This window comes from Sporosarcina oncorhynchi (assembly GCF_033304615.1).
Classification (GTDB): Bacteria; Bacillota; Bacilli; order Bacillales_A; family Planococcaceae; genus Sporosarcina; species Sporosarcina oncorhynchi.
In genome coordinates this window covers 2,958,683-2,984,642 of the sequence record NZ_CP129118.1, presented here as the reverse complement: position 1 = coordinate 2,984,642, position 25,960 = coordinate 2,958,683, and the positions used below count along the sequence as shown (strand labels likewise).

Sequence of the window (25,960 nt, the reverse complement as noted above, 5' to 3'; positions counted from 1 at the left end):
TTGGCGATAAAACGTGGAGACGTCTTTTTTGCAGACCTGTCGCCCGTCGTAGGATCCGAACAGGGAGGGACGAGACCGGTACTTGTCATTCAAAATGATATAGGTAACCGGTTCAGCCCCACAGTAATTGTTGCGGCAATCACTGCACAGATCCAAAAGGCCAAACTGCCGACACATGTTGAAATTGATGCGGATCGTTATGGATTCGAGCGGGATTCTGTCATCCTGCTCGAACAAGTCCGCACAATCGATAAGTCGAGGTTGACGGATAAGATCACCCATTTGGATGAATTATTGATGGAACAGGTGGACGAAGCGATTGAAATCAGTTTCGGTCTAGTCAAATTCTAGAATACATATTACAAAAACACTTCAGGCTCTACGTCTGAAGTGTTTTTTTCATGAATTGACGTTAAAAGATGTTTCATAGCTCATTTTTATGTACAATGTGAATAAGGGATTTTTCATTTTTCGAGGAGGCACGTATACGTATGAATAAACTTATGGTAGAAGGCATTAATCAGTATATGGATGAAATTATAGAACGTTGGATCAAACGGATGAAGGAAGAAAAGGGAGAACGTTTTTTCCATTTCATGCCTGAACATCTCGTCGAGAAGACTAGTAGGGAATTTGCAGAGTTAATGACTTCCAACATTAGAGAGACAACATCGATTGATTCCGAAAAGATCAACGATTTCACGGAAAAGATTGTGCGGTTCGGCTGGGCAATCAAATTCGTCAATAAAGCGATTGATAACTTTTCAAATGTGGTATTTGAATTATTGGAAGAAAAGGGTGTCATCACTGATGAAAATCTCAGATCTTTCATGGCGCTGTTCACCAATTGGATTAATCCACTCAGAGAGAGTATCATCGATGCTTATTCCGCTGAATGGGAAAGAACGGTAAGCTTACAAAAGATTGCGTTGCAGGAACTTTCCGCATCACTTATTCCAGTATTCGACAAAATTTCGGTCATGCCTTTAGTTGGCACAATTGACACGGAACGTGCGAAGTTAATTATGGAGAATTTACTTGAAGGCGTCGTGAGTCAACGCGCTGAAGTTGTGTTACTCGATATAACGGGCGTACCGGTCGTCGATACAATGGTTGCTCATCATATTATCCAAGCGGCAGATGCAGTGAGATTAGTAGGTGCGAAATGTATGCTCGTCGGGATTCGTCCTGAAATCGCACAGACGATTGTCGCGCTTGGCATCAACCTGAACGAATTCACAACGAAAAGTACATTACAACGTGGAATGCAAGCCGCCTTGGGAATGACGAATCGAGAGATAGTGGAGGTAGATGCTTTATGAAAACACGTATTCCAATTTTGAAGTTGAACGAAGTCCTAATCGTATCCATTCAGTGGGAGCTGGACGACCAGACGGCCATTCAGTTTCAAGAAGACCTTCTCAATAAGATGCATGAAACATCGGCCCTTGGTGTAGTGATCGATTTGACACCAATTGATTTCATCGACTCGTTTATTGCGAAAGTGCTCGGTGATGTTATCAATATGACAGGATTGATGGGAGCAAAAGTTGTCATAACGGGAATTCAACCTGCCGTCGCGATTACATTGATTGAACTGGGAATCCGTTTAAACAATGTCATGACGGCGTTGGACTTGGAAAACGGTTTAGATAAACTTACAAAAGAATTGGAGGCCTGACAATGAATCTTGGGTCTTCTGTAGAGATAATTACGGAATGGGATATTGTTGCTGCAAGACAACTCGGACGAAATGAAGCGAAACAAGTGGGATTTGGTACAGTTGACCAAGCACGTATTACAACAGCCATTAGTGAACTGGCAAGGAATATTTATTTATATGCGGGTAAAGGAAAGATCGAGATCGAACGCATTACGGAAGCGGGTTTGTTTGGTATTAAGATCATCGCTTCTGATGAAGGTCCAGGCATACCAGATTTGCGAAAAGTTATGGAAGACGGATTTACAACTTCAGGTGGGTTAGGTGCGGGTATGCCTGGAGTGAAGAGATTAATGGACGAGTTCAAAGTCATTTCGGAACCAGGTGAAGGAACAACAATTATTACAACTAAATGGCTCCACTAAGGGGGTTAAAAAGTGCCACAAGAAGTCACTTCACAATATAAGGAAATTATGAAGAAGTATCTTGACAGCCAAAGCGAAGAAGATCTATATGTAGGACAACAATTCAGCCGGCGGTTTATCGAAAAAGAGATAGCGCCGGAAGATGTTATCAGTATACATAAGACAGCTTTATTTGAATTGCATCCCGATCTGCGCAAGCAAGTATGGGATTCGCTAGACTTTTTGATTGAAATGATGATTCACTATGGTTTAACATTACGCGAGCATCAGAGTCTTGTGCGCAAGCAGGAGGCAATCCAGATGGAGATGAACGTGGCGACTAAAGTACAGGACACGCTTCTCAAAACTGTGGAACCGGACGTGCAAGGATTAGATGTCGGTTGGATATCGCAACCCGCTAAGCAGATGAACGGCGACTACATCTATTTCTTGAATCAGGAAAACGCTTCCAGTGTGGCTGTGGCGGATGTAATCGGAAAAGGGATTCCTGCTGCACTATGCATGTCTATGATCAAGTTCGGTATGGATGGGTTACAGAATGAGAATTCAAGCCCTGAAAATGTGCTCGGTATTATTAATCGCATTGTTGAAAAAAGCGTGGATGATTCGATGTTCATTTCTATGTTTTATGGTAAATACAATTCGGATACATCCGCTTTTTCTTATGCTTCGGCTGGCCATGAACCGGCGTTGCATTTCTCAAGTGCGACCGATACTTTCACGGAACTTGACGCAAAAGGCCTTTTACTCGGAGTAAAAAGGGACGCTAAGTACGAAGAGCGTTCCATTCTTCTGGAAGAAGGAGATTTTGTTGTCATGATGACAGACGGTGTGACGGAGAGTAGAACGGAAATCGGCTTCATTGAGATGTCTACAATCCAGCAGCTTCTTGCATCTAAAAAAGAAGAATCTGCACAACAGATTGCCGACTATGTCTATAGTGAACTCGGGCGCATGCAGAACTATCGGTTAAGTGACGACTTTACAATTGTTATCTTTAAAAAGAAAGCGGACAAGGTTTGATTTTTGAAGAATTGGGTATTCATTGTAGATAGTGAGTTATCCATAAAGAATTAAGAGAGTCGGGGTGCAGGAAATGAATTTACAAGTAGAGCATTTAGAGAAAAATAGTATTCAATGTTTCAAAGTAGTAGGTGAGATTGACGCTTATACAGCGCCGGTACTGAAAGAACGCTTGGCAGCTGTAGAAAAAGTTGAAGGACTGCGTGCAGAATTAGATCTTTCCGAAGTCGATTATATGGACAGTACAGGCCTTGGTGTATGCGTAGGTTTTTATAAAGCTGTATCCAACAGCGGAGGTCATGTGAAAATTACCGGGTTGAATAGACGCTTAAGCCGTCTGTTTGAAATAACGGGTTTGAATGAAATCATCGATATTGAAACGACAGAAAGTGAGGACGACAATGCAACATTATGATTATATCGAAATCAAAATCCCTGCAAAAAACCAATATATCGGAGTAGCACGGCTTATGATCTCAGGTATTGCGAGCCGTCTAGGTTTTACATATGATGACATCGAAGATTTAAAGATTGCCTCAAGTGAAGCCATTACAAATGCAGTACAGCATGCATACGCAGATGACGAAGAAGGTGAAGTTGTCATTGGGTGCGCGATGTATGAAGAAAAACTGGAAATAATGATTGCTGATCATGGTTCCAGCTTTGACTTTGAAGAAACGAAAAAACATATCGGGCCCTATAAAGACGCTTCAGAAGAGCGATTCCTTCGCGAGGGAGGCCTTGGTCTTTACTTGATGGAGACGTTAATGGATGAAGTAAAATTCCATCAAGAGGAGGGCGTGACGGTCTTCATGACCAAACATCTCGGCGGAGAGCGAGGCGAGTCAGAAGATGTCCAACGAACAGCCAACTCATAAACCGGATACGAAAGAACAAGTATTGACTTGGATTAGACAATACCAAGAAACGAACGATGATGAGGCGCAGACGAATCTTGTCCTTCACTACGAACGTCTCGTTCATTCCATCGCTCGTAAATATTCAAACGGTAAACCGTACCATGAAGATATCGTGCAAGTGGGAATGCTTGGACTGCTTGGCGCCATACGCCGGTATGACCCGGAGCTTGGCCGCAGTTTTGAAGCGTTCGCCGTGCCGACGATTGTCGGAGAAATCAAGCGGTTTCTTCGTGACAAAACGTGGGCGGTTCACGTTCCGCGACGCATAAAAGAACTTGGCCCTAAAATCAAAGCTGCCGTTGAAACGTTGACGACGGAAATGCAGCGTTCCCCTTTAGTCAGTGAGATTGCTGAATACTTGGAGACGGAAGAAGAATTGGTCCTGGAAGCAATGGAGATGGGAAGAAGTTATCAAGCTTTATCGATGGATCATACGCTTGAAGCAGATTCCGAGGGTGGTACCGTAACATTATTCGATATTATCGGTCAGTCAGACGATGGATTCGAAAAAACGGACCATCGGTTAATCGTCGCCGATGCGCTCAGTGTGTTATCAGAGCGTGAAAAACAAATCATCCAGTATACATACATCGATCAGCTGAGTCAGAAAGAAGCGGGAGAACGTCTAGGTATTTCGCAAATGCATGTTTCTAGGCTGCAGCGTAAAGCGATTAAGAAATTGCAAGAAGCGATAACAGCGGCTGGCGGTGTTTCTTAGTGGAAGAATTCGTAAACGATCATGTAGAGGCTTACGTTTATAATACGGCGAAACACGGGAATATCGAATCAGGGGACGTCTATTATGTTCATTCTGGAGAAGATTACTTCATCTGTGCAATCGCAGACGGATTAGGAAACGGAGTAGTTGCACGTCAATCAGCAGAAATCATCCCACAAGTACTTGCTGAATATCATCATGAATCGCTTGATGAATTATTGAGCCGATGCAACGAGCATATGGTGCAAAAACGTGGGGCGGCCGTTGCGATTGTACGTGTGAATTACAAAGAAAGCACGATCGAATACAGCTGTATCGGAAATGTCAGGCTCTATATCCTGCATGGCCGGGAAAAAATGATTTATCCTTTGCCGGTAATGGGCTATCTGTCAGGCAGACCGCAAAGGATGAATACACAGAAATATGAATACGCAATCGGAGACCTATTTTTCCTTCACTCGGATGGAGTGGAGTTAAAAAACCCGAAAGCCAGCCTAAAACAAAGTTCAAATGCATTTGAACTGTATAATATCATAAAAGAATCAGCTAACCCTGGCGATGACGCCACTTTTATAGCTGGATGCCTGCTTCAGTAACTTGGAGCAGGTTTTATTTTTGTTGTAAATGGTTGACGCAATCTACGAAATGCTGTCGAAACGTGATGTCCATTGAGTAGGCATAGAGGTAAGTGGTAAACTGTTCGTATGGAAAGAAAGGGTGGATAAAGCATGGCGAATCAAATTATAGAGGCAACAGCTAAAAGAGCGGGGATCAGTACAAAACAAACCGCCAGTGTCATCTCACTTTTGGACGAAGGCAATACAGTTCCGTTCATTGCACGTTATCGTAAAGAAGCGACAGGTTCGCTTGATGAAGTGCAAATTAAAACAATCGAAGATGCCTATCAATACGAAAAAGGCCTTGAACAGCGAAAAGAAGAAGTGATCCGTCTAATAGAAGAACAAGGCAAGCTGACTGATGAATTGAAAAAAGATATCGAGAACTCCACTGTTCTTCAACGAATTGAAGACTTATATCGACCATACAAACAAAAAAGAAGAACCCGTGCAATGATCGCGATTGAAAGTGGATTAGAACAGTTAGCTGACCAATTGCTTTTGTTCAAAACAGACGAACCCGCGGATCTTGCTGCGTCATTCATTAATGAAGAAAAGAATGTCTCTTCTATAGAAGAAGCATTGGCAGGTGCACGCGACATCATCGCAGAGCGAATCGCGGATGACGCAGCTCTTCGGGAACTCGTTAGGAAACTTGCCTGGTCAGATGGCCAAATGGCTTCCACTCTCCGAAAAGGCGCGGAAGACGAGCGCGGCGTCTACGAAATGTACTATGACTATGAAGAGCCATTGAAAAAGGTTGTACCTCACAGGGTCCTTGCCTTAAATCGTGGTGAGAAAGAAGAAGTGTTAAGGGTCGGAATCGTGTTCCCTGCCGATAGAGTAATTACTGGGATCGAACGAGAGATGATCAAAAACCAACATTCTCCGTCAGTTGCACAAGTAAACGAAGCGATTGAAGACGCGTTTAAGCGATTGATCGCTCCTTCAGTTGAGCGCGAAATCAGAGCAGCGTTGACTGAAAAAGCAGAAACGCAAGCCATACACGTCTTCTCGGAAAACTTAAAAAGCCTGTTGCTTCAACCACCATTGAAAGGGCGTATGGTTCTTGGGGTCGATCCGGCATTCCGGTCAGGCTGTAAATTGGCAGTTATCGATGAAACAGGCAAGATGCTTGAAGTGTCGGTCATCTACCCGCATCCTCCTAAACCGGACAAGGAAGAGTCGATGAAGAAAATCCTTTCAACACTTACTAAATATAAGATTCGAATCATTGCAATAGGAAACGGGACAGCCTCAAGAGAAACGGAAAAATTCATAGCAGATTGCATCAAGGAATCAAAAGACGCTGTATCGTATGTCATTGTCAACGAAGCTGGGGCTAGTGTCTATTCAGCATCGGCACAGGCACGCGAAGAGTTCCCTGATCTACAAGTGGAACAACGAAGTGCAGTCTCCATCGCAAGACGGCTCCAGGATCCGTTGTCTGAACTTGTGAAAATCGATCCCGAATCCATTGGTGTCGGACAATACCAACATGATGTGGCACGGAAGAAACTATCTGAGTCGCTATCATTCGTCGTCGAAACAGCTGTTAACCGGGTAGGAGTCAATGTGAACACGGCATCTTCCTCATTACTCCAATATGTTGCAGGTCTATCGAAAACTGTAGCAGAAAATATCGTGAAAGCGCGTGAAGAGGAAGGGTTATTCCAAAAGAGAACGCAATTGAAAAAAGTCCCTCGTCTTGGCGCGAAAACCTATGAACAGGCAATTGGTTTCCTTCGTATTCCGGAAGCGAAAGATCCCTCGATTCAACAGGGCTGCATCCGGAAAGTTATGCCGTTGCCCAACAGGTGTTGGAAGAGGCGGATCTTGAGAAGAGCATGCTTGGTAAACCTGAAGCAGTGGAGGCCTTGTCGAAACTAGATATCCGTATGCTTGCTGAGAAACTGGATATTGGAGAAGTGACATTACGAGACATCATCGACACGTTGCAACGGCCGAATCGCGACCCGCGTGACGACTATCCGCAACCTTTATTGAAAGCAGATGTCCTCGATATAAAAGATTTATATGAAGGAATTGAAATGCAGGGAACGGTCCGCAACGTCGTCGACTTTGGTGCATTCGTTGACATCGGCGTCTCTGAAGACGGACTCGTCCACATTTCAAAACTGAAAAAAGGTTTCGTCAAACATCCGCTTGATGTTGTTGCATCCGGCGACATCGTTACTGTCTGGGTGGAAAGTGTGGACAAGAACAAAGGCAGAATCTCATTAACAATGATTCCGCCTGCAGGGAAATAAGGCTGCCAAGATGGATACTGCAGCGCTTCAACAATTAGTAGAACAACTATCCAACGAATGCTTCGGTAAACCATTCAAACATCAAGCGCTTTTCAATACAAGATTGCGAACAACGGGAGGACGTTATAAACTCCGGGATGGCTCAATCGAAATCAATCCTACCGTTCTTCTTCTATATGATATGGATGAATTAAAAGGGATCATCAAACATGAACTATGCCACTATCATCTTCATCAAGAAGGAAAAGGCTATCGCCATGGTGATGCGGATTTCAAAAAACTCTTGAAAGAAACCAATTCGCCGAGGTTTTGTAAACCGCTGATGGACAACAGACAAACTTCTCGGCAAATCCATCATTACAAATGCACATCATGTAATCTGGAATATAAAAGACGAAGAAGAATGGATGTGAAAAAATACAGATGCGGCAAATGCCGCGGAGAGATTGTATTTATACAATAATTATAGAGCTTGCGAACCCTTGTTAAACAACGGTTCAGCAAGCTCTTTATTAGTAATTGAAAAAGAATTGATTAAAACGGTTGACGAACATTGGATGAGTGTCTATAATAGGAAAAGTCGATTAGAAACAACGACAAACGAAAAATGTACCATATACATATGGCCCCTTGGTCAAGCGGTTAAGACACCGCCCTTTCACGGCGGTAACACGGGTTCGAATCCCGTAGGGGTCACCATTTCATTTCATATGTATAAGATCTGTGTTTACGAACACATTAGAAGGGAACTACATGAACAACTCTTCTATAAGAGATTGAACGGTATGAGTGATTATAATATGAATGGGGTATAGCCAAGCGGTAAGGCAACGGACTTTGACTCCGTCATTCGTTGGTTCGAATCCAGCTACCCCAGCCAATTTTTCAAAACGCTTTACGTTTTGAAAAATTTGCGAGAAATACCGAAAGGTATTTTGAGCAAAAGGTTTTAATACCAACCTAATAAAACAACAAAGGTTTTAATACCAATCGAATAACATTTAGTAAAACAACATTGGTTTTAAAAGCAAAGCAACAAACGATTAAATATGAATACATTCATAAGCACGAGCCATTAGCTCAGTTGGTAGAGCATCTGACTTTTAATCAGAGGGTCGCAGGTTCGAATCCTGCATGGCTCACCATTTACCTTAAAAAAGTTATTGACAATCTCAATGATAGTTGTATAATGAGTTATGTCGCAACAATGCGGTAGTGGCGGAATGGCAGACGCGCTAGGTTGAGGGCCTAGTGGGGGTTAACCCCGTGGAGGTTCAAGTCCTCTTTACCGCACCAAATTCTATTACGTTGATAGCATTCAATGCTTGATCAACTAAAACTTCATTTTTATACGCGGGTGTAGTTTAGTGGTAAAACCTCAGCCTTCCAAGCTGATGATGAGGGTTCGATTCCCTTCACCCGCTCCAATTAACTTTTAAAAATAACGCTTGACTCGAAAGTGACAAGATGTTATACTAAAATAGTTGCTGAAAGAGAGCGACGAACAATGAACCTTGAAAACTGAACAGCAAAACGTCAACAATACAAGTTCTGTAGCCGGCTTGCCGGTGAAGGAACAAAACGAATCTTCGGATTCAAAATTGACATCTTAATTGATGCCAGCAAGAAATGAGCTATTCATTTTCTTCTATTATGGAGAGTTTGATCCTGGCTCAGGACGAACGCTGGCGGCATGCCTAATACATGCAAGTCGAGCGGATTGATGGGAGCTTGCTCCTTGATATCAGCGGCGGACGGGTGAGTAACACGTGGGCAACCTGCCCTGCAGATGGGGATAACTCCGGGAAACCGGGGCTAATACCGAATAATCAGTTCCTTCGCATGAAGGAACTCTGAAAGACGGTTTCGGCTGTCACTGCAGGATGGGCCCGCGGCGCATTAGCTAGTTGGTGGGGTAATGGCCTACCAAGGCAACGATGCGTAGCCGACCTGAGAGGGTGATCGGCCACACTGGGACTGAGACACGGCCCAGACTCCTACGGGAGGCAGCAGTAGGGAATCTTCCACAATGGACGAAAGTCTGATGGAGCAATGCCGCGTGAGCGAAGAAGGTTTTCGGATCGTAAAGCTCTGTTGCGAGGGAAGAACAAGTACGGGAGTAACTGCCCGTACCTTGACGGTACCTCGTCAGAAAGCCACGGCTAACTACGTGCCAGCAGCCGCGGTAATACGTAGGTGGCAAGCGTTGTCCGGAATTATTGGGCGTAAAGCGCGCGCAGGCGGTCCTTTAAGTCTGATGTGAAAGCCCACGGCTCAACCGTGGAGGGTCATTGGAAACTGGAGGACTTGAGTACAGAAGAGGAAAGCGGAATTCCACGTGTAGCGGTGAAATGCGTAGAGATGTGGAGGAACACCAGTGGCGAAGGCGGCTTTCTGGTCTGTAACTGACGCTGAGGCGCGAAAGCGTGGGGAGCAAACAGGATTAGATACCCTGGTAGTCCACGCCGTAAACGATGAGTGCTAAGTGTTAGGGGGTTTCCGCCCCTTAGTGCTGCAGCTAACGCATTAAGCACTCCGCCTGGGGAGTACGGCCGCAAGGCTGAAACTCAAAGGAATTGACGGGGACCCGCACAAGCGGTGGAGCATGTGGTTTAATTCGAAGCAACGCGAAGAACCTTACCAGGTCTTGACATCCCACTGACCGGCATGGAGACATGTCTTTCCCTTCGGGGACAGTGGTGACAGGTGGTGCATGGTTGTCGTCAGCTCGTGTCGTGAGATGTTGGGTTAAGTCCCGCAACGAGCGCAACCCTTATTCTTAGTTGCCATCATTTAGTTGGGCACTCTAAGGAGACTGCCGGTGACAAACCGGAGGAAGGTGGGGATGACGTCAAATCATCATGCCCCTTATGACCTGGGCTACACACGTGCTACAATGGACGGTACAAAGGGCTGCAAACCCGCGAGGGCAAGCCAATCCCATAAAACCGTTCCCAGTTCGGATTGCAGGCTGCAACTCGCCTGCATGAAGCCGGAATCGCTAGTAATCGTGGATCAGCATGCCACGGTGAATACGTTCCCGGGTCTTGTACACACCGCCCGTCACACCACGAGAGTTTGTAACACCCGAAGTCGGTGGGGTAACCCTTACGGGAGCCAGCCGCCGAAGGTGGGACAGATGATTGGGGTGAAGTCGTAACAAGGTAGCCGTATCGGAAGGTGCGGCTGGATCACCTCCTTTCTAAGGATTATTACGGAATATGAACCTTGGGTTCATACGTTGACGTTTTGCGTTCAGTTTTGAAGGTTCATCCTGTTGGATGGAAATTCAAAACTTGTTCATTGAAAACTGGATAGAACGACATTGAAGCAACAAAACATCAAGTTAATCAACCGAGTCAATCACTTAGTGATTGAACAATGCAAGTCTTTTTACGATCATGGAAGCATATCGCTATGCGGAAGTGGTCACTTATGGAATTCATGAAGTGTCACAGCTGATTGAAAACCGAAAAGGTTAAGTTAGAAAGGGCGCACGGCGGATGCCTTGGCACTAGAAGCCTAAGAAGGACGGCACTAACACCGATATGCTTCGGGGAGCTGTAAGTAAGCTTTGATCCGAAGATTTCCGAATGGGGAAACCCACTGCCTTTAATGGGGCAGTACGTTTACGTGAATACATAGCGTAAACGAGGCACACCCGGAGAACTGAAACATCTAAGTACCCGGAGGAAGAGAAAGAAAAATCGATTCCCTTAGTAGCGGCGAGCGAAACGGGAAGAGCCCAAACCAGGAAGCTTGCTTCCTGGGGTTGTAGGACACTCTATACGGAGTTACAAAAGGCTGGATTAGACGAAGCGACCTGGAAAGGTCCGCCAGAGCGGGTAATAGCCCCGTAGTCGAAAGTCCATCCCCTCCAGAGTGGATCCTGAGTACGGCGGAACACGTGAAATTCCGTCGGAATCCGGGAGGACCATCTCCCAAGGCTAAATACTCTCTAGTGACCGATAGTGTACCAGTACCGTGAGGGAAAGGTGAAAAGCACCCCGGAAGGGGAGTGAAATAGATCCTGAAACCGTGTGCCTACAAGTTGTCAGAGCCCGTTAATGGGTGATGGCGTGCCTTTTGTAGAATGAACCGGCGAGTTACGATTCCATGCAAGGTTAAGCAGTGAATGCGGAGCCGCAGCGAAAGCGAGTCTGAATAGGGCGAATGAGTATGGGGTCGTAGACCCGAAACCAGGTGATCTACCCATGTCCAGGGTGAAGGTAAGGTAACACTTACTGGAGGCCCGAACCCACGTACGTTGAAAAGTGCGGGGATGAGGTGTGGGTAGCGGTGAAATTCCAATCGAACCTGGAGATAGCTGGTTCTCTCCGAAATAGCTTTAGGGCTAGCCTCAAACGTTAGAATCTCGGAGGTAGAGCACTGTTTGGACTAGGGGCCCATCCCGGGTTACCGAATTCAGACAAACTCCGAATGCCGATGATTTATGTTTGGGAGTCAGACTGCGGGTGATAAGATCCGTAGTCGAGAGGGAAACAGCCCAGACCGCCAGTTAAGGTCCCCAAGTATCCGTTAAGTGGAAAAGGATGTGACGCTGTCCAGACAACCAGGATGTTGGCTTAGAAGCAGCCACCATTTAAAGAGTGCGTAATAGCTCACTGGTCGAATGGCGTTGCGCCGAAAATGTACCGGGGCTAAACGGATCACCGAAACTGCGGATTGACACCTATGGTGTCAGTGGTAGGAGAGCGTTCCAAGGGCGTCGAAGCTAGACCGTAAGGACTGGTGGAGCGCTTGGAAGTGAGAATGCCGGTATGAGTAGCGAAAGAAGGGTGAGAATCCCTTCCACCGAATGCCTAAGGTTTCCTGAGGAAGGCTCGTCCGCTCAGGGTCAGTCGGGACCTAAGTCGAGGCCGAAAGGCGTAGACGATGGATAACAGGTTGATATTCCTGTACCACCTCCCCGCCGTTTGAGCAATGGGGGGACGCAGAAGGATAGGGTGAGCGCGCTGTTGGTCATGCGCGTCTAAGCAGTGAGGTGTGGAATGAGGCAAATCCCGTTCCTATAACATTGAGCTGTGACAGCAAGGGGAGTTATTCCCCGGAGTCCCTGATTTCACACTGCCAAGAAAAGCCTCTAGCGAGGCGGGAGGTGCCCGTACCGCAAACCGACACAGGTAGGCGAGAAGAGAATTCTAAGGTGATCGAGAGAACTCTCGTTAAGGAACTCGGCAAAATGACCCCGTAACTTCGGGAGAAGGGGTGCTCTGGTAGGGTGTTAAAGCCCGAGAGAGCCGCAGTGAATAGGCCCAGGCGACTGTTTAGCAAAAACACAGGTCTCTGCAAAACCGTAAGGTGACGTATAGGGGCTGACGCCTGCCCGGTGCTGGAAGGTTAAGAGGAGAGGTCAGCGCAAGCGAAGCTTCGAATTGAAGCCCCAGTAAACGGCGGCCGTAACTATAACGGTCCTAAGGTAGCGAAATTCCTTGTCGGGTAAGTTCCGACCCGCACGAAAGGCGTAACGATCTGGGCACTGTCTCAACGAGAGACTCGGTGAAATTATAATATGCGTGAAGATGCGCATTACCCGCGACAGGACGGAAAGACCCCGTGGAGCTTTACTGTAGCCTGATATTGAATTCCGGTGCAGCCTGTACAGGATAGGTAGGAGCCTTTGAGTCCGGAGCGCCAGCTTCGGAGGAGGCAATGGTGGGATACTACCCTGGCTGTATTGGACTTCTAACCCTTGCCCGTGATCCGGGCAGGAGACAGTGTCAGGTGGACAGTTTGACTGGGGCGGTCGCCTCCTAAAGAGTAACGGAGGCGCCCAAAGGTTCCCTCAGAATGGTTGGACATCATTCGTAGAGTGCAAAGGCATAAGGGAGCTTGACTGCGAGACCTACAAGTCGAGCAGGGTCGAAAGACGGGCTTAGTGATCCGGTGGTTCCGCATGGAAGGGCCATCGCTCAACGGATAAAAGCTACCCCGGGGATAACAGGCTTATCTCCCCCAAGAGTCCACATCGACGGGGAGGTTTGGCACCTCGATGTCGGCTCATCGCATCCTGGGGCTGTAGTCGGTCCCAAGGGTTGGGCTGTTCGCCCATTAAAGCGGTACGCGAGCTGGGTTCAGAACGTCGTGAGACAGTTCGGTCCCTATCCGTCGCGGGCGCAGGAAATTTGAGAGGAGCTGTCCTTAGTACGAGAGGACCGGGATGGACACACCGCTGGTGTACCAGTTGTCTTGCCAAAGGCATCGCTGGGTAGCTATGTGTGGAAGGGATAAATGCTGAAAGCATCTAAGCATGAAGCCCCCCTCAAGATGAGATTTCCCATTACGCAAGTAAGTAAGATCCCTCAAAGAAGATGAGGTAGATAGGTCCGGGGTGGAAGCGTGGCGACACGTGCAGCTGACGGATACTAATCGATCGAGGACTTAACCTTATATGTTAGAAAGCGCACGGTTGAACGTGATGAGTTCAGCAACAATGTCTGTTGTATCCAGTTTTGAACGAATAAGTTCGTTCAGCTAATTGTCTGGTGACGATTGCGAAGAGGTCACACCCGTTCCCATACCGAACACGGAAGTTAAGCTCTTCAGCGCCGATGGTAGTAGGGGGTTTCCCCCTGTGAGAGTAGGACGTCGCCGGGCAATATCACTTTTTGATAAGAATGTTTATTGGTTAGAATTGATCAATTACACATATTTGCAGTTAGAGAACCTTGCATTCTATCAAAAGGTATACATATTAATATGGTCCCGTGGTGTAGCGGTTAACATGCCTGCCTGTCACGCAGGAGATCGCCGGTTCGATCCCGGTCGGGACCGCCATTTTAATTTAAACTTTCAACCGATTATGGATAACCTCCACAATCGGTTTTTTAATGCATTTTTATGACGCAGGCAGTCGTATGCCAAGTATGCAAATCTGTCGCGCAGTAAGATTTTGACCAATTCGTGTTGGTTTTTGTTTTTGATATCTAGCGGATAGTATTGTGCTTTGAAATATAGTTGTGTGCAACTTGTGATACGGGCGTAGCGATACTATTTATGGGCGCGCGCAAGATAAATAAGAGCGCGGTCCCACTGCTTATGGGCGCATGCACGACATTTACGAGCGCATCCACACGGTTTATGGGCGCATGCACGACGTTTACGAGCGCGGTCCCACTGTTTATGGGCGCATGCACGACATTTACGAGCGCGGTCCCACTATTTATGGGCGCATGCACGACATTTACGAGCGCGGTCACATTATTTATGGGCGCGCGCACGACATTTACGAGCGCATCCACACGGTTTATGGGCGCATGCACGACATTTACGAGCGCATCCACACGGTTTATGGGCGCATGCACGACATTTACGAGCGCATCCACACGGTTTATGGGCGCATGCACGACATTTACGAGCGCATCCACACAATTTACGGGCGCATGCCCGGCATATACGAGCGCGTCCACACAATTTACGGGCGCATGCACGGCATTTACGAGCGCGTCCACACAATATACGAGCGCGTCCACACAATATACGAGCGCGTCCACACAATTTACGGGCGCATGCACGGCATTTACGAGCGCGTCCACACAATATACGAGCGCGTCCACACGATTTACGAGCGCAGCACGACCGTCTGCTCTTGCACTAAATCTCAAAGCTTTTAGAATCTCCATTTTTTCGGTACACTAGAACAAAGACAACGTGGAGTTGGAAGGGAATACGATTCAATATGACGACTATCGAAATCGATATACACTCTTTAGAAGAGACTCAGCAGCTTGCTCATAAGCTCGCTACACTGCTGACACCACCTGACGTGCTGACGCTTGAAGGAGATCTTGGCGCTGGGAAGACAACCTTTACACAAGCGCTTGCGAAAGGATTAGGCATTACACGGACCGTTAATAGTCCGACGTTTACGATTATTAAACAATATGAAGGGACATTCCCTTTCAATCATCTGGATGTATATAGGCTAGCCGATAGTGATGAAGATCTTGGCTGGGACGAGTTGTTTTATGGAGATGCGATCTCAGTCATTGAATGGGCACATCTTATTGAAGAGGATCTGCCGAAAGAGCGTCTGGAGATTCGTATTCTTCACACTGGAGACACGTCGAGAAAAATTGTTTTCAATCCAATCGGTGAACGTTATGAAAAGATTTGTGAGGCGATATTAGTATGATATGGTTAGGGATAGATACGGCGAATACACCTTTGTCCGTCGCGATCGTGAAGGATGGAACAATTTTGGCTGAAGTGAACTCGTCGATGGCTGTCAATCACTCATTGCGGGCGATGTCGACGATTGAAGAATTGTTTGCGACTGTCCAGTTGCAGCCTAAAGATATTGATGCCATAGCCGTTTCAGAAGGTCCGGGCTCTTATACGGGTGTTAGGATTGGTGTGACGATAGCCAAGACACTAGCTTGGACACTCAAAAAACCATTGACGGGTATTTCCAGTTTGAAGGCACTCGCAGCCAATGCAAATTTCTTTGATGGATTCATCTGCCCATTAGTCGATGCGAGACGCAATAATGTGTACGCGGGGCTATATGAATATGTAGGCGGACAGTTGAACGCGATTAAAGAAGACGGGCATTTTGCAATTGAGGATTTGTTGGATTCTTTGACTGAGGCTGATCGTCGGGTGTTGTTCATAGGGAAGGATGTCTCGATGCATGAAGCGGTCATTCGTGAGAAAATGGGTGGGAATGCAGTTTTTGCACCGTTTCCTTTGCAGCTTCCACGGGCATCTTCGTTAATCTTTATGGCGCAGCAGGCTGAGCAGCAAGAGAATATACATGCATTTACACCTGAATACCGTCGTATTGCCGAGGCAGAGGCGAATTGGTTGATGCAGCAACGGAAGGATTAGGCCAGTGAGTATAGACATTGTGTATCGGAAAATGCAGATAGAGGATATCCCAGCTGTTGTCGGGATTGAAGAGGAAGCGTTTGCGACGCCTTGGACAGAAGAAATCTTCGAACATGAGATGAATGGGAATGATTATGCCCATTATGTCGTTGCTGTTCATGAAGGTGAAGTGATTGGGCATTGCGGGATGTGGATTGTGCTGGATGAGTGCCATATAACGAATGTCGCTGTTCGTAAAGCGTTGAGGGGCAACAGCATCGGTGAAGGATTGATGCGTAAAGCGATTGAGTTATGCAAGATGAATGATGTGAGACTGATGACGCTTGAAGTGCGGGTGACGAATGAGACTGCTCAGAATTTATACCGCAAACTGGGTTTCAAAGATGGCGGGATTCGGAAAAACTATTATACGGACGACCATGAAGATGCGCTCGTCATGTGGGTGGAATTTTAAATGACAACGGATATCTATATACTAGGAATTGAAACGAGTTGTGATGAAACGGCTGCGTCTATTATTAAAAATGGACATGAGATTGTTTCAAACGTTGTGGCTTCACAAATTGAAAGCCAAAAACGGTTCGGTGGGGTTGTACCTGAAATTGCATCGCGTCATCATGTCGAGCAGATTACGCTCGTTATTGAGGAAGCGATGGAGGCTGCAAACTTAACACCTTCAGATTTGAATGCAGTTGCGGTTACGGAAGGACCGGGGCTTGTTGGGGCATTGCTGATTGGCATTAATGCGGCGAAAGCCTTTGCATTTGCGAATGGGTTGCCGATTATTGGTGTTCATCATATTGCTGGGCATATTTATGCGAATCAATTGATGCAACCGATGGTGTTTCCGCTTCTTGCACTCATCGTCTCGGGAGGTCATACGGAGCTAGTTGTGATGAAGGAGCATGGTTCTTTCGAATTGATTGGGGAAACGCGCGATGATGCAGCAGGCGAAGCGTATGATAAGGTCGCACGCGTACTCGGTCTTCCTTATCCGGGAGGTCCTCAAATTGACAAGCTTGCACTTGCTAGTGACGATGCTGTTGAATTTCCTAGAGCTTGGCTTGAGCCTGAGTCCTATGACTTCAGCTTTAGCGGCTTGAAATCCGCAGTGATCAACTATAAGCATAATCTTGAACAAAAAGGCGGAACAGTTATACCGGAACACGTAGCGGCAGGTTTCCAGCAAAGTGTTGTCGAGGTGTTAACGACTAAAACGGTCCGTGCAGCTCAGCAATATGGCGTGAAACAAGTAATCGCTGCTGGCGGTGTAGCAGCGAATAAAGGATTGCGTACGTCGCTTGATGCGGCATTTGAAAAAGAAGGTGTTCCATTTTACGTTCCACCTATTTCTCTATGTACAGATAATGCTGCCATGATCGCGGCGGCAGGAACGCAGATGTATCTTGCGGGTATACGCGGCAATATGGGTATGAACGGTAGACCAGGAATGCCCTTAACTTCTTGGAATGCAAACAACACGGAAATCGTCGAATCATGACGATTTCCGTTTTATTTTGGACTACAACTCTATAAGTTTGTCAATAGGGAACGTTCGTACTTATGCACATTTGTTAGTAAGATGTGGATAGTTATTCGATATATGTGTATTATCACACAAAGAAAGGGATAACTATGTGGGTAAAAAAAGCTTAACCTGTGGATAATGTGTACAACTATGTTCATATCCTGTTAAATCAACAACTGGACTGTTGATAAGATTGTGGAGAACGAAATGGTTACGAACAAGCTGTTTTATCGAAAAAGAAAAAGCTGCAAAAGAGAACATCGCTCTTTCGTCAGCTTTTTCGGTTATTCGAATAATTTTTCAAGCTCTTCCTGCAATGCGAGCCATTCTTCGGATTGACTGTCATGTTGTGCTTGTAGTGCATCGATTTGCGCTTGCAAGTCCATCAGTTTCACATGATCATCTGCAAAATCCGGATTCAATAATTCATCTTCGAGATTGGCGATGCGGTCATCCATGTCAGATAGTGTTTCTTCAATTTTCGCGATCGCACGTGTCAGACGACGTTCTTGTCTTTGTAAATCTTTGTTGTCCTCATTGCGTTGATGATGGACGACTGTTTTCGGCTGTCCAGCGAGCTGTTCAGCTTTCAATTCTTCCGCTTCCGTCTTTTTCTCGATGAAATAATCATAATCGCCGAGATACTCCGTAATGCCATGGGGGTTGATATCGACGACTTTTGATGCAATGCGGTTAATAAAGTACCGGTCATGCGAAACAAAGAGAATCGTTCCAGGGAAGTCATCCAGCGCATTTTCGAGTACTTCCTTGCTATCGAGATCCAGATGGTTTGTCGGTTCGTCGAGAATGAGTGTATTGGATTTTTGTAACATCAGTTTTGCTAATGAAAGACGGGCTTTTTCTCCACCTGAAAGGGAGTTGACGGGTTTATCCACATCTTCGCCTGTAAAGAGGAAACGACCTAATACAGTGCGTACGTCTTTTTCGTTTAGTAGTGGCCATTCATCCCACAGTTCGGATAAGACTGTGCCGTTACCGATAATTGTCGCCTGGTTTTGGTCATAGTAACCAAACTGGACATTCGTTCCGTAGCGGATTGTCCCGGCAATAGGTTCTTGCATTTTGACAATCGTCTTAAGCAATGTCGATTTACCGATACCATTTGGGCCGATAATCGCAATGCGGTCGCCTTTATAGGCATGCATTTTTATGTTTTCAGATACGGCTTGTCCACCGTAACCGACAGCGATATTATCTAATGTTAGCACATCATTGCCGCTCGGCCGGTCAATGGAAAACGAGAAGTTTGCGGATTTTTCATCTCCGTCAGGTGACTCCATCCATTCCGTTCTTTCAATTTGTTTGCGTCGGCTTTTGGCCATTTTGGACGTGGAAGCACGTGCAATATTGCGTTGAACGAAATCCTCAAGTTTTGCCCGCTCGCTCGTTTCCTGTTCGTATAGCTTCTTGTCGCGTTCATAGTTCTTCGCCTTTTCATCGAGATACGCGCTGTAGTTCCCAACGTACTTCATCACTTTTCGTCTCGCGACTTCATAGACGATCGTCACGATCTGATCGAGGAAATAGCGGTCATGGGAAACGATGAGAATGGCGCCTTCATACGACACCAAATATTTCTCCAACCAGCCAAGTGTTTCGATATCTAGATGGTTTGTTGGTTCGTCCAAAATCAGCAGGTCGGGTTTACTGAGTAGCATCTTCGCAAGTGCAAGACGTGTCTTTTGACCACCTGACAATAAATTCACAGATTTACTATAGTCGTCAGGATAAAAGCGCATGCCATGCAATACGGAACGCATATCCGATTCATATTGATAGCCACCAGAATCCTTGAATTCGATTTGAAGTTCATCGTATTCCTTCATAACGCGCTCATACTCGGCAGCATTATCATATACCGAAGGATCCGCCATCCTTGTTTCGAGTTTCCGTAGTCTGCCTTCCATCTGTTGCAATGGTTCAAAAACGGTCAGCATTTCATCCCACACGGTTAAGGAGGAATCGATGCCGGCGTGCTGTTCAAGATAACCGATACGCACGTCTTTTGGCATGACAAGATCGCCGGAATCGGCTGACATTTCACCTGCAATGATTTTTAGTAAGGTCGACTTGCCCGCACCGTTACGGCCGACAAGCGCCACACGGTCACGATGCTGCACTTCGAGTTTCACGTTTTCTATTATTTCAGTCCCTGAGAAGGATTTAGTTACATTATTAACTTGTAAGACAATCATTCCTCACACCTCTATTCTTCTTAAGTTTAATCGAACGGGCGGAACGGTGCAATGGCGGACTTTACAACAGTCTGCTCGTACTGTACGATAGAATCGGTTAAGTGTACGCACAGGAGGTAGCAAATGGCTGAAGAGACATCGAAAATTCCACAGGCGACATCAAAACGCCTCCCATTATATTATAGATTTCTGCAGAACTTCGCGAATGCTGGGAAAAAACGCATTTCATCGAGTGAACTAAGTGAGGCGATGAAAATTGATGCTGCTACAATCCGCCGCGACTTCTCCCATTTCGGTGCGCTTGGACGCAAAGGATATGGCTATGATGTGGATCATTTGTTGACATTTTTCCGTCAGACACTTGATCAGGATGAAGAGACGGATGTTGCGTTAATCGGTGTTGGGAGTCTTGGCAACGCTTTTTTGAAATACAACTTCCAGAAGAACCATAATACACGCATTGTCGTCGCGTTCGATCCGAAAGCTCCGAATGACGGCAAGCCGATTAGTAATATTCCGGTTTATCATCCCGATATGATTGAGGAGAAGATTAAAGAACTTAATATCAATCTTGTCATTTTCACTTTGCCGTCGAAAGCTGCACAGGAAATGGCCGACCGTTTGGTGAAAATCGGTGTCAAAGGGATATTGAACTTTACGCCCGTTCGGTTGTCTGTCCCCGATTGGATGCGAGTCCATACGATCGATTTGTCTGTCGAGTTACAGACATTGATTTATTTCATCAAAAATGACGTAAAAGATTCACAATTATAAACGTCTACTTAATAGTAATACAAGCGCTTTTCATGTAAAATAGGGAACAGATGAGGGAGGTGTCCGAAATGGCTCCAGGTATAACTAGTTTAATTATCATCGCAATTATTGCTTTGCTCATTTTTGGACCGAAGAAGTTGCCGGAAATCGGTAAAGCATTCGGATCTTCATTACGCGAATTCAAATCAGCAACAAAAGGACTTGTATCCGATGATGACGATACAGTCAAAAAAGTGGAAGACAAGAAAAACGACGTGCAATAAGTAAGGATGTCTGTCCAATGGAAGAAAAAAATTTAACAGTCATTGAACATATAGAAGAAATTAGAAAACGACTGATAGTAATCGTCGTTTTCTTTGTTATGGCGGTAATTGGGAGTTTCTTCCTTGCGAAGCCGATTATCCAGTTCGTCCAATTCCGTGCAACGGATAGCGGGCATCTGACAGAAAGCAGCTTCCATGCATTCACCGTCATCGATCCGATCGCCATTTATTTAAAAGTGATCATTTTCTTGGCGGTCATTATTATTTTACCAATTATCATGTATCAGTTCTGGTCATTCATTTCACCAGGGCTTCATGAAACGGAACGGAAAGTCACACTGGCGTATATCCCGTTTGCGTTCATCCTGTTCCTTATCGGTATCAGTTTTTCGTATTTTGTCCTCATGCCGTTTGTCATGAACTTCATGAACAATTTGGCGGGAGATCTCGGTATTACGCAAACGATTGGCATTAACGAGTACTTTTCATTCCTGTTCCAGATCCTTATCCCATTCGGCGTTGTATTCCAATTGCCGATTGTCATGCTGTTCTTATCACGGCTCGGGATTTTGGATCCGAAGAAGCTTGTGAAAGTCCGGAAAATCGCTTATTTTGTCCTGTTTGTTATTGCTGCATTCATCACACCGCCGGATATTATGTCCCATTTGCTAGTGACGGTACCATTATTCGGTTTGTATGAGATTAGTATTATCATCAGTCGTTTCGGGTATAAGAAGTTCCTGAAGGCGGAAGAGAAACGAAAGTTTGAAGAAATAAAGGCGGAACAGCAGCGACAAATTGATGAAGTGATGGGTAATTTGGATAAATAAAAAGTCATTCCCGCTTGCCGGTTATGTCCGGAAGTGGGAATTTTTTTGGTGTGAATTCCCGGAACATTGAAACGTTTGTTCAGTTCGAACGTATAGATAAGAAACACAAAAAGATAAAGAGATAAAGGGGAATGACTATGAATCCGATATTTTCAATATGGAGACAACCGACAGAAACAATGAAATATATGCTTGCCAAAAATTCGATAGGCTATAGCCTGCTCATTTATGTATTGGCGTCGATTAGTGTGGGGATGGTTACGATGATGGATACGGGGATATTCACAGGCATGCCACTCGCGCTGATCGTCTTCATTTCAATTGCTATTTCATTCATTGGGGCAATCATCGGCTGGTTTATTAGTACGGCATTGTATACATGGGTCGGGAAGTGGCTCGGCGGCCGTGGACGATATGCTGAAATGCTTACTGTCATTCCAGCCTCTTCGATTGTACAGATTTGGCTATCTCCGATGAATTTAGCGTTGCTCGTCTTATACGGTTCTACGCTGTTCGAAGCTCCGGTTTCGGAGTTTGAAATAACGACGATTCCACTTGGCGTCTATTTCCTAGTAAACCTCGTCAATCTTGCAGTCGGCATATACGGGATTGTTATCTTATGTAAAGGGATCGGACTTGTCCATGGATTTTCAGCGTGGCGGGGATTGGGTACAGTCGCCATCATTACCGGCATCATGATTGTTCTAGGAATTATTCTCTTATTAATCTTCGGTGCCATTATCTTCGCGGTTATTACGGCTATGTTCTAAATGAAAAAACGGTCTTCGTCACTGACGAGGACCGTTTTTTCATTAGCGAAGGAAAAAGATGAAAGCTTCATTCATCTGCTGCAGGTCCATTAGTTTGTCGTAATTAAATTGGACAACCATGACGAAGCTGTTCATGAGGAAGTGGGCAATCATTGGCGCCCAAATCCGCTGTGTTTGATAATAGATGAACGCAAATACTAAACCGGGAGCCATATAAATGAGCAGATGTTGTGGCTCACCGTGGACGAGTGAAAAGAGTACTGCACTAATTAGCGCGGCAATCCAAAAATTCGTCTTCGTATAGAGGCCGCCAAAAATCACTCTTCTGAAGACAAGTTCTTCAAGAAGTGGTGCAAAGATGACAATCGGAATGATGAGGATTGCCGATGCTTTCGCCAATTTACTGAGCATCTCAGTATTTTCCGATCCAGGCATGACACCAAACGCCATTTCGATAATGCCGGCAATCATCTGCCCGGCCATCGCCATGAAGAATCCGAGAACACCGAAAAGAATCGTTTTTCCAATTGACGCTTTCTTGCCTCTTTTGAAGATATCCCAGAATTTCTTATTGCGTGTCGTCATATATAGGATGAATGGAGCTGCTATAAGATTTGAGATGAACAAGCCCCAGGCGATGGCATTCATTTCCGCCAGGTCCTTTGGTTGTCCTCCAGTTTCCATGAAGTAGGTGAATAAACTTCTGCTGACCGGAATGCTTCCAAGTTGCATGGCGAGATAGATTACGAGAATCCAGATGTAGATTTTCCAGTTTTTCATGAACCATAACCCCTCTTCTGTTGTCCATTTTAACGGTTTCAAAGAAGATAAGCAAAGAGAAAACGATGCGAGTATTTTACTTGCAATTCATGGCTATCTTTATTATGATTGTAAATGTATTAGCACTCATGCTTACTGAGTGCTAAAAATAGAAGATATAATGTCGAGGAGGTTGTTTCAATTGTTGAAACCATTAGGTGACCGTATCGTAATTGAATTGATCGAAGTGGAAGAAAAAACGTCAAGCGGTATTGTACTACCGGATTCCGCGAAAGAAAAGCCGCAAGAAGGTAAAGTGGTTGCAGCAGGAACTGGACGCGTGCTTGAAAATGGACAGCGTGTTGACCTTGAGGTAAAAGAAGGCGACCGTATCATCTTCTCAAAATATGCTGGTACTGAAGTGAAATATGAAGGTAATGAATATTTGATCCTACGTGAAACTGACGTTCTTGCGATCATTGGCTAAACATACGAATAGATAAGAAAACAATTAAATCCAGGAGGGTATCTATAAATGGCTAAAGAAATTAAGTTCAATGAAGACGCGCGCAGTGCTATGCTTCGCGGTGTTGATACACTTGCAGATGCTGTTAAAGTAACACTCGGACCTAAAGGACGTAACGTCGTTCTTGAAAGAAAATTCGGTTCACCACTTATTACAAATGATGGTGTAACAATCGCTAAAGAAATCGAACTTGAAGATGCATTCGAAAACATGGGTGCTAAGCTTGTAGCAGAAGTTGCTTCTAAAACAAACGAAATCGCTGGTGACGGTACGACAACTGCGACTGTTTTAGCACAAGCGATGATCCGTGAAGGCTTGAAAAACGTTACAGCTGGCGCTAACCCTGTTGGTATCCGTAAAGGAATCGAAAAGGCAGTAGCACTTGCTGTTGAAGAATTGAAAGGTATTTCTGATGAAATCGAAAGCAAGCAAGAGATTGCACAAGTTGCGGCTATTTCTTCTGGCGACGATGAAGTCGGTGATTTGATTGCTGAAGCAATGGAGCGCGTTGGAAACGACGGTGTTATTACGCTTGAGGAGTCAAAGGGCTTCACAACTGAGCTTGACGTTGTTGAAGGTATGCAATTCGACCGTGGTTATGCATCTGCATACATGGCGACAGATACAGACAAAATGGAAGCGGTTCTTGATAACCCGTACATTTTAATTACAGATAAGAAAATTACAAATATCCAGGAAATCCTTCCTGTTCTTGAGCAAGTCGTTCAACAAGGCAAGCCATTGTTGATGGTTGCAGAAGACGTAGAAGGCGAAGCGCTAGCAACACTAGTTGTGAATAAACTTCGCGGTACGTTTAATGCAGTTGCTGTTAAAGCACCAGGATTCGGCGATCGTCGTAAAGCAATGCTTGAAGACATCGCAATCTTGACGGGTGGAGAAGTGATCACAGAAGATCTAGGGCTTGACCTGAAATCTGCTGACATCTCACAACTTGGCCGCGCTGCGAAAGTTGTTGTGACAAAAGACCATACGACAATCGTAGAAGGAAATGGCGACACAGATCAAATCGCATCTCGTGTAGGTCAAATCCGTGCACAACTTGAAGAGTCAACTTCTGAGTTCGACAAAGAAAAACTACAAGAGCGTCTTGCGAAATTGGCTGGCGGCGTTGCAGTTATTAAAGTCGGAGCAGCTACTGAAACAGAATTGAAAGAGCGTAAACTTCGCATCGAAGACGCATTGAACTCAACACGTGCGGCAGTTGAAGAAGGTATCGTATCCGGTGGTGGTACAGCGCTTATCAACGTTTATTCGAAAGTAGAAAAGCTTCTTGAAGAAACAGAAGGCGATGTTGCAACGGGCGTGAAGATTGTACTTCGTGCACTTGAAGAACCAGTTCGTCAAATCGCTAATAACGCAGGTCTTGAAGGTTCAATCGTTGTCGATCGCCTCAAGCGCGAAGAAGTCGGTATCGGTTTCAACGCTGCAAACGGCGAGTGGGTGAACATGGTTCAAGCGGGTATCGTAGACCCAACGAAGGTTACCCGTTCTGCACTTCAAAACGCAGCATCTGTAGCATCTATGTTCCTATCAACTGAAGCAGTCGTTGCAGACCTACCTGAGCCAGCTGGTGCTGGAATGGGCGGAATGCCTGACATGGGCGGAATGGGCGGCATGATGTAATAACGAAAAGCGCAAGCGGCTTGCTCAGCCCCGACAAGCATAAGTCGATCTAAGCAAGAAGGCGCCCTTTGCCTTCTTCTTAGAGTGGCTTATGACTCGAGGGGCTAGCCGCTGAAGCTGGACATCGTTATTTGCTTCCCAATGTGAAGTTGTATAAATAAAAGGCC

At 45.6% G+C, this 25,960-nt stretch carries 23 protein-coding genes, 6 tRNA genes, 3 rRNA genes and 1 pseudogene; 31 read left to right on the top strand and 2 right to left on the bottom strand.

Annotation, left to right across the window (positions count from 1 at the left end; translation table 11 throughout):
- From QWT69_RS14670 to tsaD, 25 genes and pseudogenes are all read left to right on the top strand, one after another.
- Positions 1 to 351, top strand: coding sequence for a type II toxin-antitoxin system PemK/MazF family toxin (locus tag QWT69_RS14670; protein ID WP_317966859.1), 351 nt, complete (start codon positions 1 to 3; stop codon positions 349 to 351).
- 140 nt (positions 352 to 491) lie between these two features.
- On the top strand, positions 492 to 1,322 hold the full coding sequence (locus QWT69_RS14665; protein ID WP_317966857.1) for an RsbT co-antagonist protein RsbRA: 831 nt from the start codon (positions 492 to 494) through the stop codon (positions 1,320 to 1,322).
- Complete coding sequence (locus QWT69_RS14660; protein ID WP_191693626.1) at positions 1,319 to 1,681, top strand: STAS domain-containing protein; 363 nt, start codon at positions 1,319 to 1,321, stop codon at positions 1,679 to 1,681. The genes QWT69_RS14665 and QWT69_RS14660 overlap by 4 nt, the downstream gene beginning before the upstream one ends.
- 2 nt (positions 1,682 to 1,683) lie before the next feature.
- On the top strand, positions 1,684 to 2,085 hold the full coding sequence (locus QWT69_RS14655) for an anti-sigma regulatory factor (RefSeq protein ID WP_317966852.1): 402 nt from the start codon (positions 1,684 to 1,686) through the stop codon (positions 2,083 to 2,085).
- 12 nt (positions 2,086 to 2,097) lie between these two features.
- Positions 2,098 to 3,108, top strand: a complete 1,011-nt coding sequence (locus QWT69_RS14650; protein WP_317966850.1) for a PP2C family protein-serine/threonine phosphatase — start codon at positions 2,098 to 2,100, stop codon at positions 3,106 to 3,108.
- Positions 3,109 to 3,181: 73 nt separating this feature from the next.
- Positions 3,182 to 3,523: an anti-sigma factor antagonist gene (locus QWT69_RS14645; RefSeq protein WP_317966848.1), complete on the top strand. Its 342-nt coding sequence runs from the start codon at positions 3,182 to 3,184 to the stop codon at positions 3,521 to 3,523.
- Positions 3,510 to 3,986, top strand: a complete 477-nt coding sequence (rsbW, locus tag QWT69_RS14640; protein ID WP_317966846.1) for an anti-sigma B factor RsbW — start codon at positions 3,510 to 3,512, stop codon at positions 3,984 to 3,986. The genes QWT69_RS14645 and rsbW overlap by 14 nt, the downstream gene beginning before the upstream one ends.
- Positions 3,961 to 4,746 carry an RNA polymerase sigma factor SigB gene (sigB, locus tag QWT69_RS14635; protein ID WP_317966844.1) on the top strand — a complete coding sequence of 262 codons (786 nt, stop codon included), beginning with the start codon at positions 3,961 to 3,963 and terminating at the stop codon, positions 4,744 to 4,746. The genes rsbW and sigB overlap by 26 nt, the downstream gene beginning before the upstream one ends.
- Positions 4,746 to 5,342 (top strand): PP2C family serine/threonine-protein phosphatase, encoded by a 597-nt coding sequence (locus tag QWT69_RS14630; protein ID WP_317966842.1) that lies wholly within the window; start codon positions 4,746 to 4,748, stop codon positions 5,340 to 5,342. Before sigB ends, QWT69_RS14630 begins: the two co-directional genes overlap by 1 nt.
- 132 nt (positions 5,343 to 5,474) lie before the next feature.
- Positions 5,475 to 7,633, top strand: a pseudogene (locus tag QWT69_RS14625) (Tex family protein).
- Positions 7,634 to 7,643: 10 nt separating this feature from the next.
- Complete coding sequence (locus tag QWT69_RS14620) at positions 7,644 to 8,096, top strand: SprT family protein (RefSeq protein ID WP_317966840.1); 453 nt, start codon at positions 7,644 to 7,646, stop codon at positions 8,094 to 8,096.
- 161 nt (positions 8,097 to 8,257) lie between these two features.
- Positions 8,258 to 8,332 (top strand) — tRNA-Glu (locus QWT69_RS14615).
- A 106-nt stretch (positions 8,333 to 8,438) separates the two neighbouring features.
- Positions 8,439 to 8,513, top strand: a tRNA-Gln gene (locus QWT69_RS14610).
- A gap of 189 nt (positions 8,514 to 8,702) precedes the next feature.
- Positions 8,703 to 8,778 (top strand) — tRNA-Lys (locus tag QWT69_RS14605).
- A 64-nt stretch (positions 8,779 to 8,842) separates the two neighbouring features.
- Positions 8,843 to 8,929, top strand: a tRNA-Leu gene (locus QWT69_RS14600).
- A 57-nt stretch (positions 8,930 to 8,986) separates the two neighbouring features.
- Positions 8,987 to 9,060 (top strand) — tRNA-Gly (locus QWT69_RS14595).
- 223 nt (positions 9,061 to 9,283) lie between these two features.
- A 16S ribosomal RNA gene (locus QWT69_RS14590) occupies positions 9,284 to 10,835 on the top strand.
- 274 nt (positions 10,836 to 11,109) lie between these two features.
- A 23S ribosomal RNA gene (locus QWT69_RS14585) occupies positions 11,110 to 14,043 on the top strand.
- Between the two features lie 92 nt (positions 14,044 to 14,135).
- Positions 14,136 to 14,251: ribosomal RNA gene (gene rrf, locus QWT69_RS14580) — 5S ribosomal RNA — on the top strand.
- Together the 16S, 23S and 5S rRNA genes with 6 tRNA genes alongside form the textbook arrangement of a ribosomal RNA operon.
- Positions 14,252 to 14,355: 104 nt before the next feature.
- A tRNA-Asp gene (locus QWT69_RS14575) sits at positions 14,356 to 14,431 on the top strand.
- A 219-nt stretch (positions 14,432 to 14,650) separates the two neighbouring features.
- Positions 14,651 to 15,292: a hypothetical protein gene (locus QWT69_RS14570; RefSeq protein WP_317966838.1), complete on the top strand. Its 642-nt coding sequence runs from the start codon at positions 14,651 to 14,653 to the stop codon at positions 15,290 to 15,292.
- 40 nt (positions 15,293 to 15,332) lie between these two features.
- Positions 15,333 to 15,788 (top strand): tRNA (adenosine(37)-N6)-threonylcarbamoyltransferase complex ATPase subunit type 1 TsaE, encoded by a 456-nt coding sequence (tsaE, locus tag QWT69_RS14565; RefSeq protein WP_317966836.1) that lies wholly within the window; start codon positions 15,333 to 15,335, stop codon positions 15,786 to 15,788.
- Positions 15,785 to 16,483, top strand: coding sequence for a tRNA (adenosine(37)-N6)-threonylcarbamoyltransferase complex dimerization subunit type 1 TsaB (tsaB, locus tag QWT69_RS14560; RefSeq protein WP_317966834.1), 699 nt, complete (start codon positions 15,785 to 15,787; stop codon positions 16,481 to 16,483). The genes tsaE and tsaB overlap by 4 nt, the downstream gene beginning before the upstream one ends.
- A 4-nt stretch (positions 16,484 to 16,487) precedes the next feature.
- On the top strand, positions 16,488 to 16,937 hold the full coding sequence (gene rimI / locus QWT69_RS14555) for a ribosomal protein S18-alanine N-acetyltransferase (protein ID WP_317966832.1): 450 nt from the start codon (positions 16,488 to 16,490) through the stop codon (positions 16,935 to 16,937).
- Positions 16,938 to 17,984 (top strand): tRNA (adenosine(37)-N6)-threonylcarbamoyltransferase complex transferase subunit TsaD, encoded by a 1,047-nt coding sequence (tsaD, locus tag QWT69_RS14550; protein ID WP_317966830.1) that lies wholly within the window; start codon positions 16,938 to 16,940, stop codon positions 17,982 to 17,984.
- A 311-nt stretch (positions 17,985 to 18,295) separates the two neighbouring features.
- On the opposite strand, the gene QWT69_RS14545 is transcribed toward tsaD, so the two are convergent.
- Complete coding sequence (locus QWT69_RS14545; RefSeq protein ID WP_317966828.1) at positions 18,296 to 20,227, bottom strand: ABC-F family ATP-binding cassette domain-containing protein; 1,932 nt, start codon at positions 20,225 to 20,227, stop codon at positions 18,296 to 18,298.
- Between the two features lie 123 nt (positions 20,228 to 20,350).
- Between QWT69_RS14545 and QWT69_RS14540 the strand changes: the two genes are divergently transcribed.
- The 4 genes from QWT69_RS14540 (at position 20,351) to QWT69_RS14525 (ending at position 22,864) form a co-directional block, all read left to right on the top strand.
- Positions 20,351 to 21,001 (top strand): redox-sensing transcriptional repressor Rex, encoded by a 651-nt coding sequence (locus tag QWT69_RS14540; RefSeq protein ID WP_317966826.1) that lies wholly within the window; start codon positions 20,351 to 20,353, stop codon positions 20,999 to 21,001.
- Positions 21,002 to 21,069: 68 nt separating this feature from the next.
- Positions 21,070 to 21,264 carry a twin-arginine translocase TatA/TatE family subunit gene (locus QWT69_RS14535; RefSeq protein WP_317966824.1) on the top strand — a complete coding sequence of 65 codons (195 nt, stop codon included), beginning with the start codon at positions 21,070 to 21,072 and terminating at the stop codon, positions 21,262 to 21,264.
- 17 nt (positions 21,265 to 21,281) lie between these two features.
- Positions 21,282 to 22,094 (top strand): twin-arginine translocase subunit TatC, encoded by an 813-nt coding sequence (gene tatC, locus QWT69_RS14530; RefSeq protein WP_317966822.1) that lies wholly within the window; start codon positions 21,282 to 21,284, stop codon positions 22,092 to 22,094.
- Positions 22,095 to 22,231: 137 nt separating this feature from the next.
- Positions 22,232 to 22,864: a YIP1 family protein gene (locus QWT69_RS14525; RefSeq protein ID WP_317966820.1), complete on the top strand. Its 633-nt coding sequence runs from the start codon at positions 22,232 to 22,234 to the stop codon at positions 22,862 to 22,864.
- A 42-nt stretch (positions 22,865 to 22,906) separates the two neighbouring features.
- Here the strand turns inward: QWT69_RS14525 and QWT69_RS14520 are convergent, their stop codons facing one another.
- On the bottom strand, positions 22,907 to 23,644 hold the full coding sequence (locus tag QWT69_RS14520) for a CPBP family intramembrane glutamic endopeptidase (RefSeq protein ID WP_317966818.1): 738 nt from the start codon (positions 23,642 to 23,644) through the stop codon (positions 22,907 to 22,909).
- Between the two features lie 181 nt (positions 23,645 to 23,825).
- On the opposite strand from QWT69_RS14520, the gene groES reads away from it, so the two are divergent.
- Positions 23,826 to 24,110, top strand: coding sequence for a co-chaperone GroES (gene groES, locus QWT69_RS14515; protein WP_317966816.1), 285 nt, complete (start codon positions 23,826 to 23,828; stop codon positions 24,108 to 24,110).
- Positions 24,111 to 24,158: 48 nt separating this feature from the next.
- Positions 24,159 to 25,793 carry a chaperonin GroEL gene (gene groL / locus QWT69_RS14510; protein WP_317966814.1) on the top strand — a complete coding sequence of 545 codons (1,635 nt, stop codon included), beginning with the start codon at positions 24,159 to 24,161 and terminating at the stop codon, positions 25,791 to 25,793.
- Positions 25,794 to 25,960 lie beyond the last annotated feature (167 nt).

Coding starts and splice junctions, on each gene's coding strand:
- QWT69_RS14665 (WP_317966857.1), top strand. CDS start 492: ATGAATAAACTTATGGTAGAAGGCATTAATCAGTATATGGATGAAATT.
- QWT69_RS14660 (WP_191693626.1), top strand. CDS start 1,319: ATGAAAACACGTATTCCAATTTTGAAGTTGAACGAAGTCCTAATCGTA.
- QWT69_RS14655 (WP_317966852.1), top strand. CDS start 1,684: ATGAATCTTGGGTCTTCTGTAGAGATAATTACGGAATGGGATATTGTT.
- QWT69_RS14645 (WP_317966848.1), top strand. CDS start 3,182: ATGAATTTACAAGTAGAGCATTTAGAGAAAAATAGTATTCAATGTTTC.
- rsbW (WP_317966846.1), top strand. CDS start 3,510: ATGCAACATTATGATTATATCGAAATCAAAATCCCTGCAAAAAACCAA.
- sigB (WP_317966844.1), top strand. CDS start 3,961: ATGTCCAACGAACAGCCAACTCATAAACCGGATACGAAAGAACAAGTA.
- QWT69_RS14620 (WP_317966840.1), top strand. CDS start 7,644: ATGGATACTGCAGCGCTTCAACAATTAGTAGAACAACTATCCAACGAA.
- QWT69_RS14570 (WP_317966838.1), top strand. CDS start 14,651: ATGGGCGCGCGCAAGATAAATAAGAGCGCGGTCCCACTGCTTATGGGC.
- tsaE (WP_317966836.1), top strand. CDS start 15,333: ATGACGACTATCGAAATCGATATACACTCTTTAGAAGAGACTCAGCAG.
- tsaB (WP_317966834.1), top strand. CDS start 15,785: ATGATATGGTTAGGGATAGATACGGCGAATACACCTTTGTCCGTCGCG.
- tsaD (WP_317966830.1), top strand. CDS start 16,938: ATGACAACGGATATCTATATACTAGGAATTGAAACGAGTTGTGATGAA.
- QWT69_RS14545 (WP_317966828.1), bottom strand. CDS start 20,227: ATGATTGTCTTACAAGTTAATAATGTAACTAAATCCTTCTCAGGGACT.
- QWT69_RS14540 (WP_317966826.1), top strand. CDS start 20,351: ATGGCTGAAGAGACATCGAAAATTCCACAGGCGACATCAAAACGCCTC.
- QWT69_RS14535 (WP_317966824.1), top strand. CDS start 21,070: ATGGCTCCAGGTATAACTAGTTTAATTATCATCGCAATTATTGCTTTG.
- tatC (WP_317966822.1), top strand. CDS start 21,282: ATGGAAGAAAAAAATTTAACAGTCATTGAACATATAGAAGAAATTAGA.
- QWT69_RS14525 (WP_317966820.1), top strand. CDS start 22,232: ATGAATCCGATATTTTCAATATGGAGACAACCGACAGAAACAATGAAA.
- QWT69_RS14520 (WP_317966818.1), bottom strand. CDS start 23,644: ATGAAAAACTGGAAAATCTACATCTGGATTCTCGTAATCTATCTCGCC.
- groL (WP_317966814.1), top strand. CDS start 24,159: ATGGCTAAAGAAATTAAGTTCAATGAAGACGCGCGCAGTGCTATGCTT.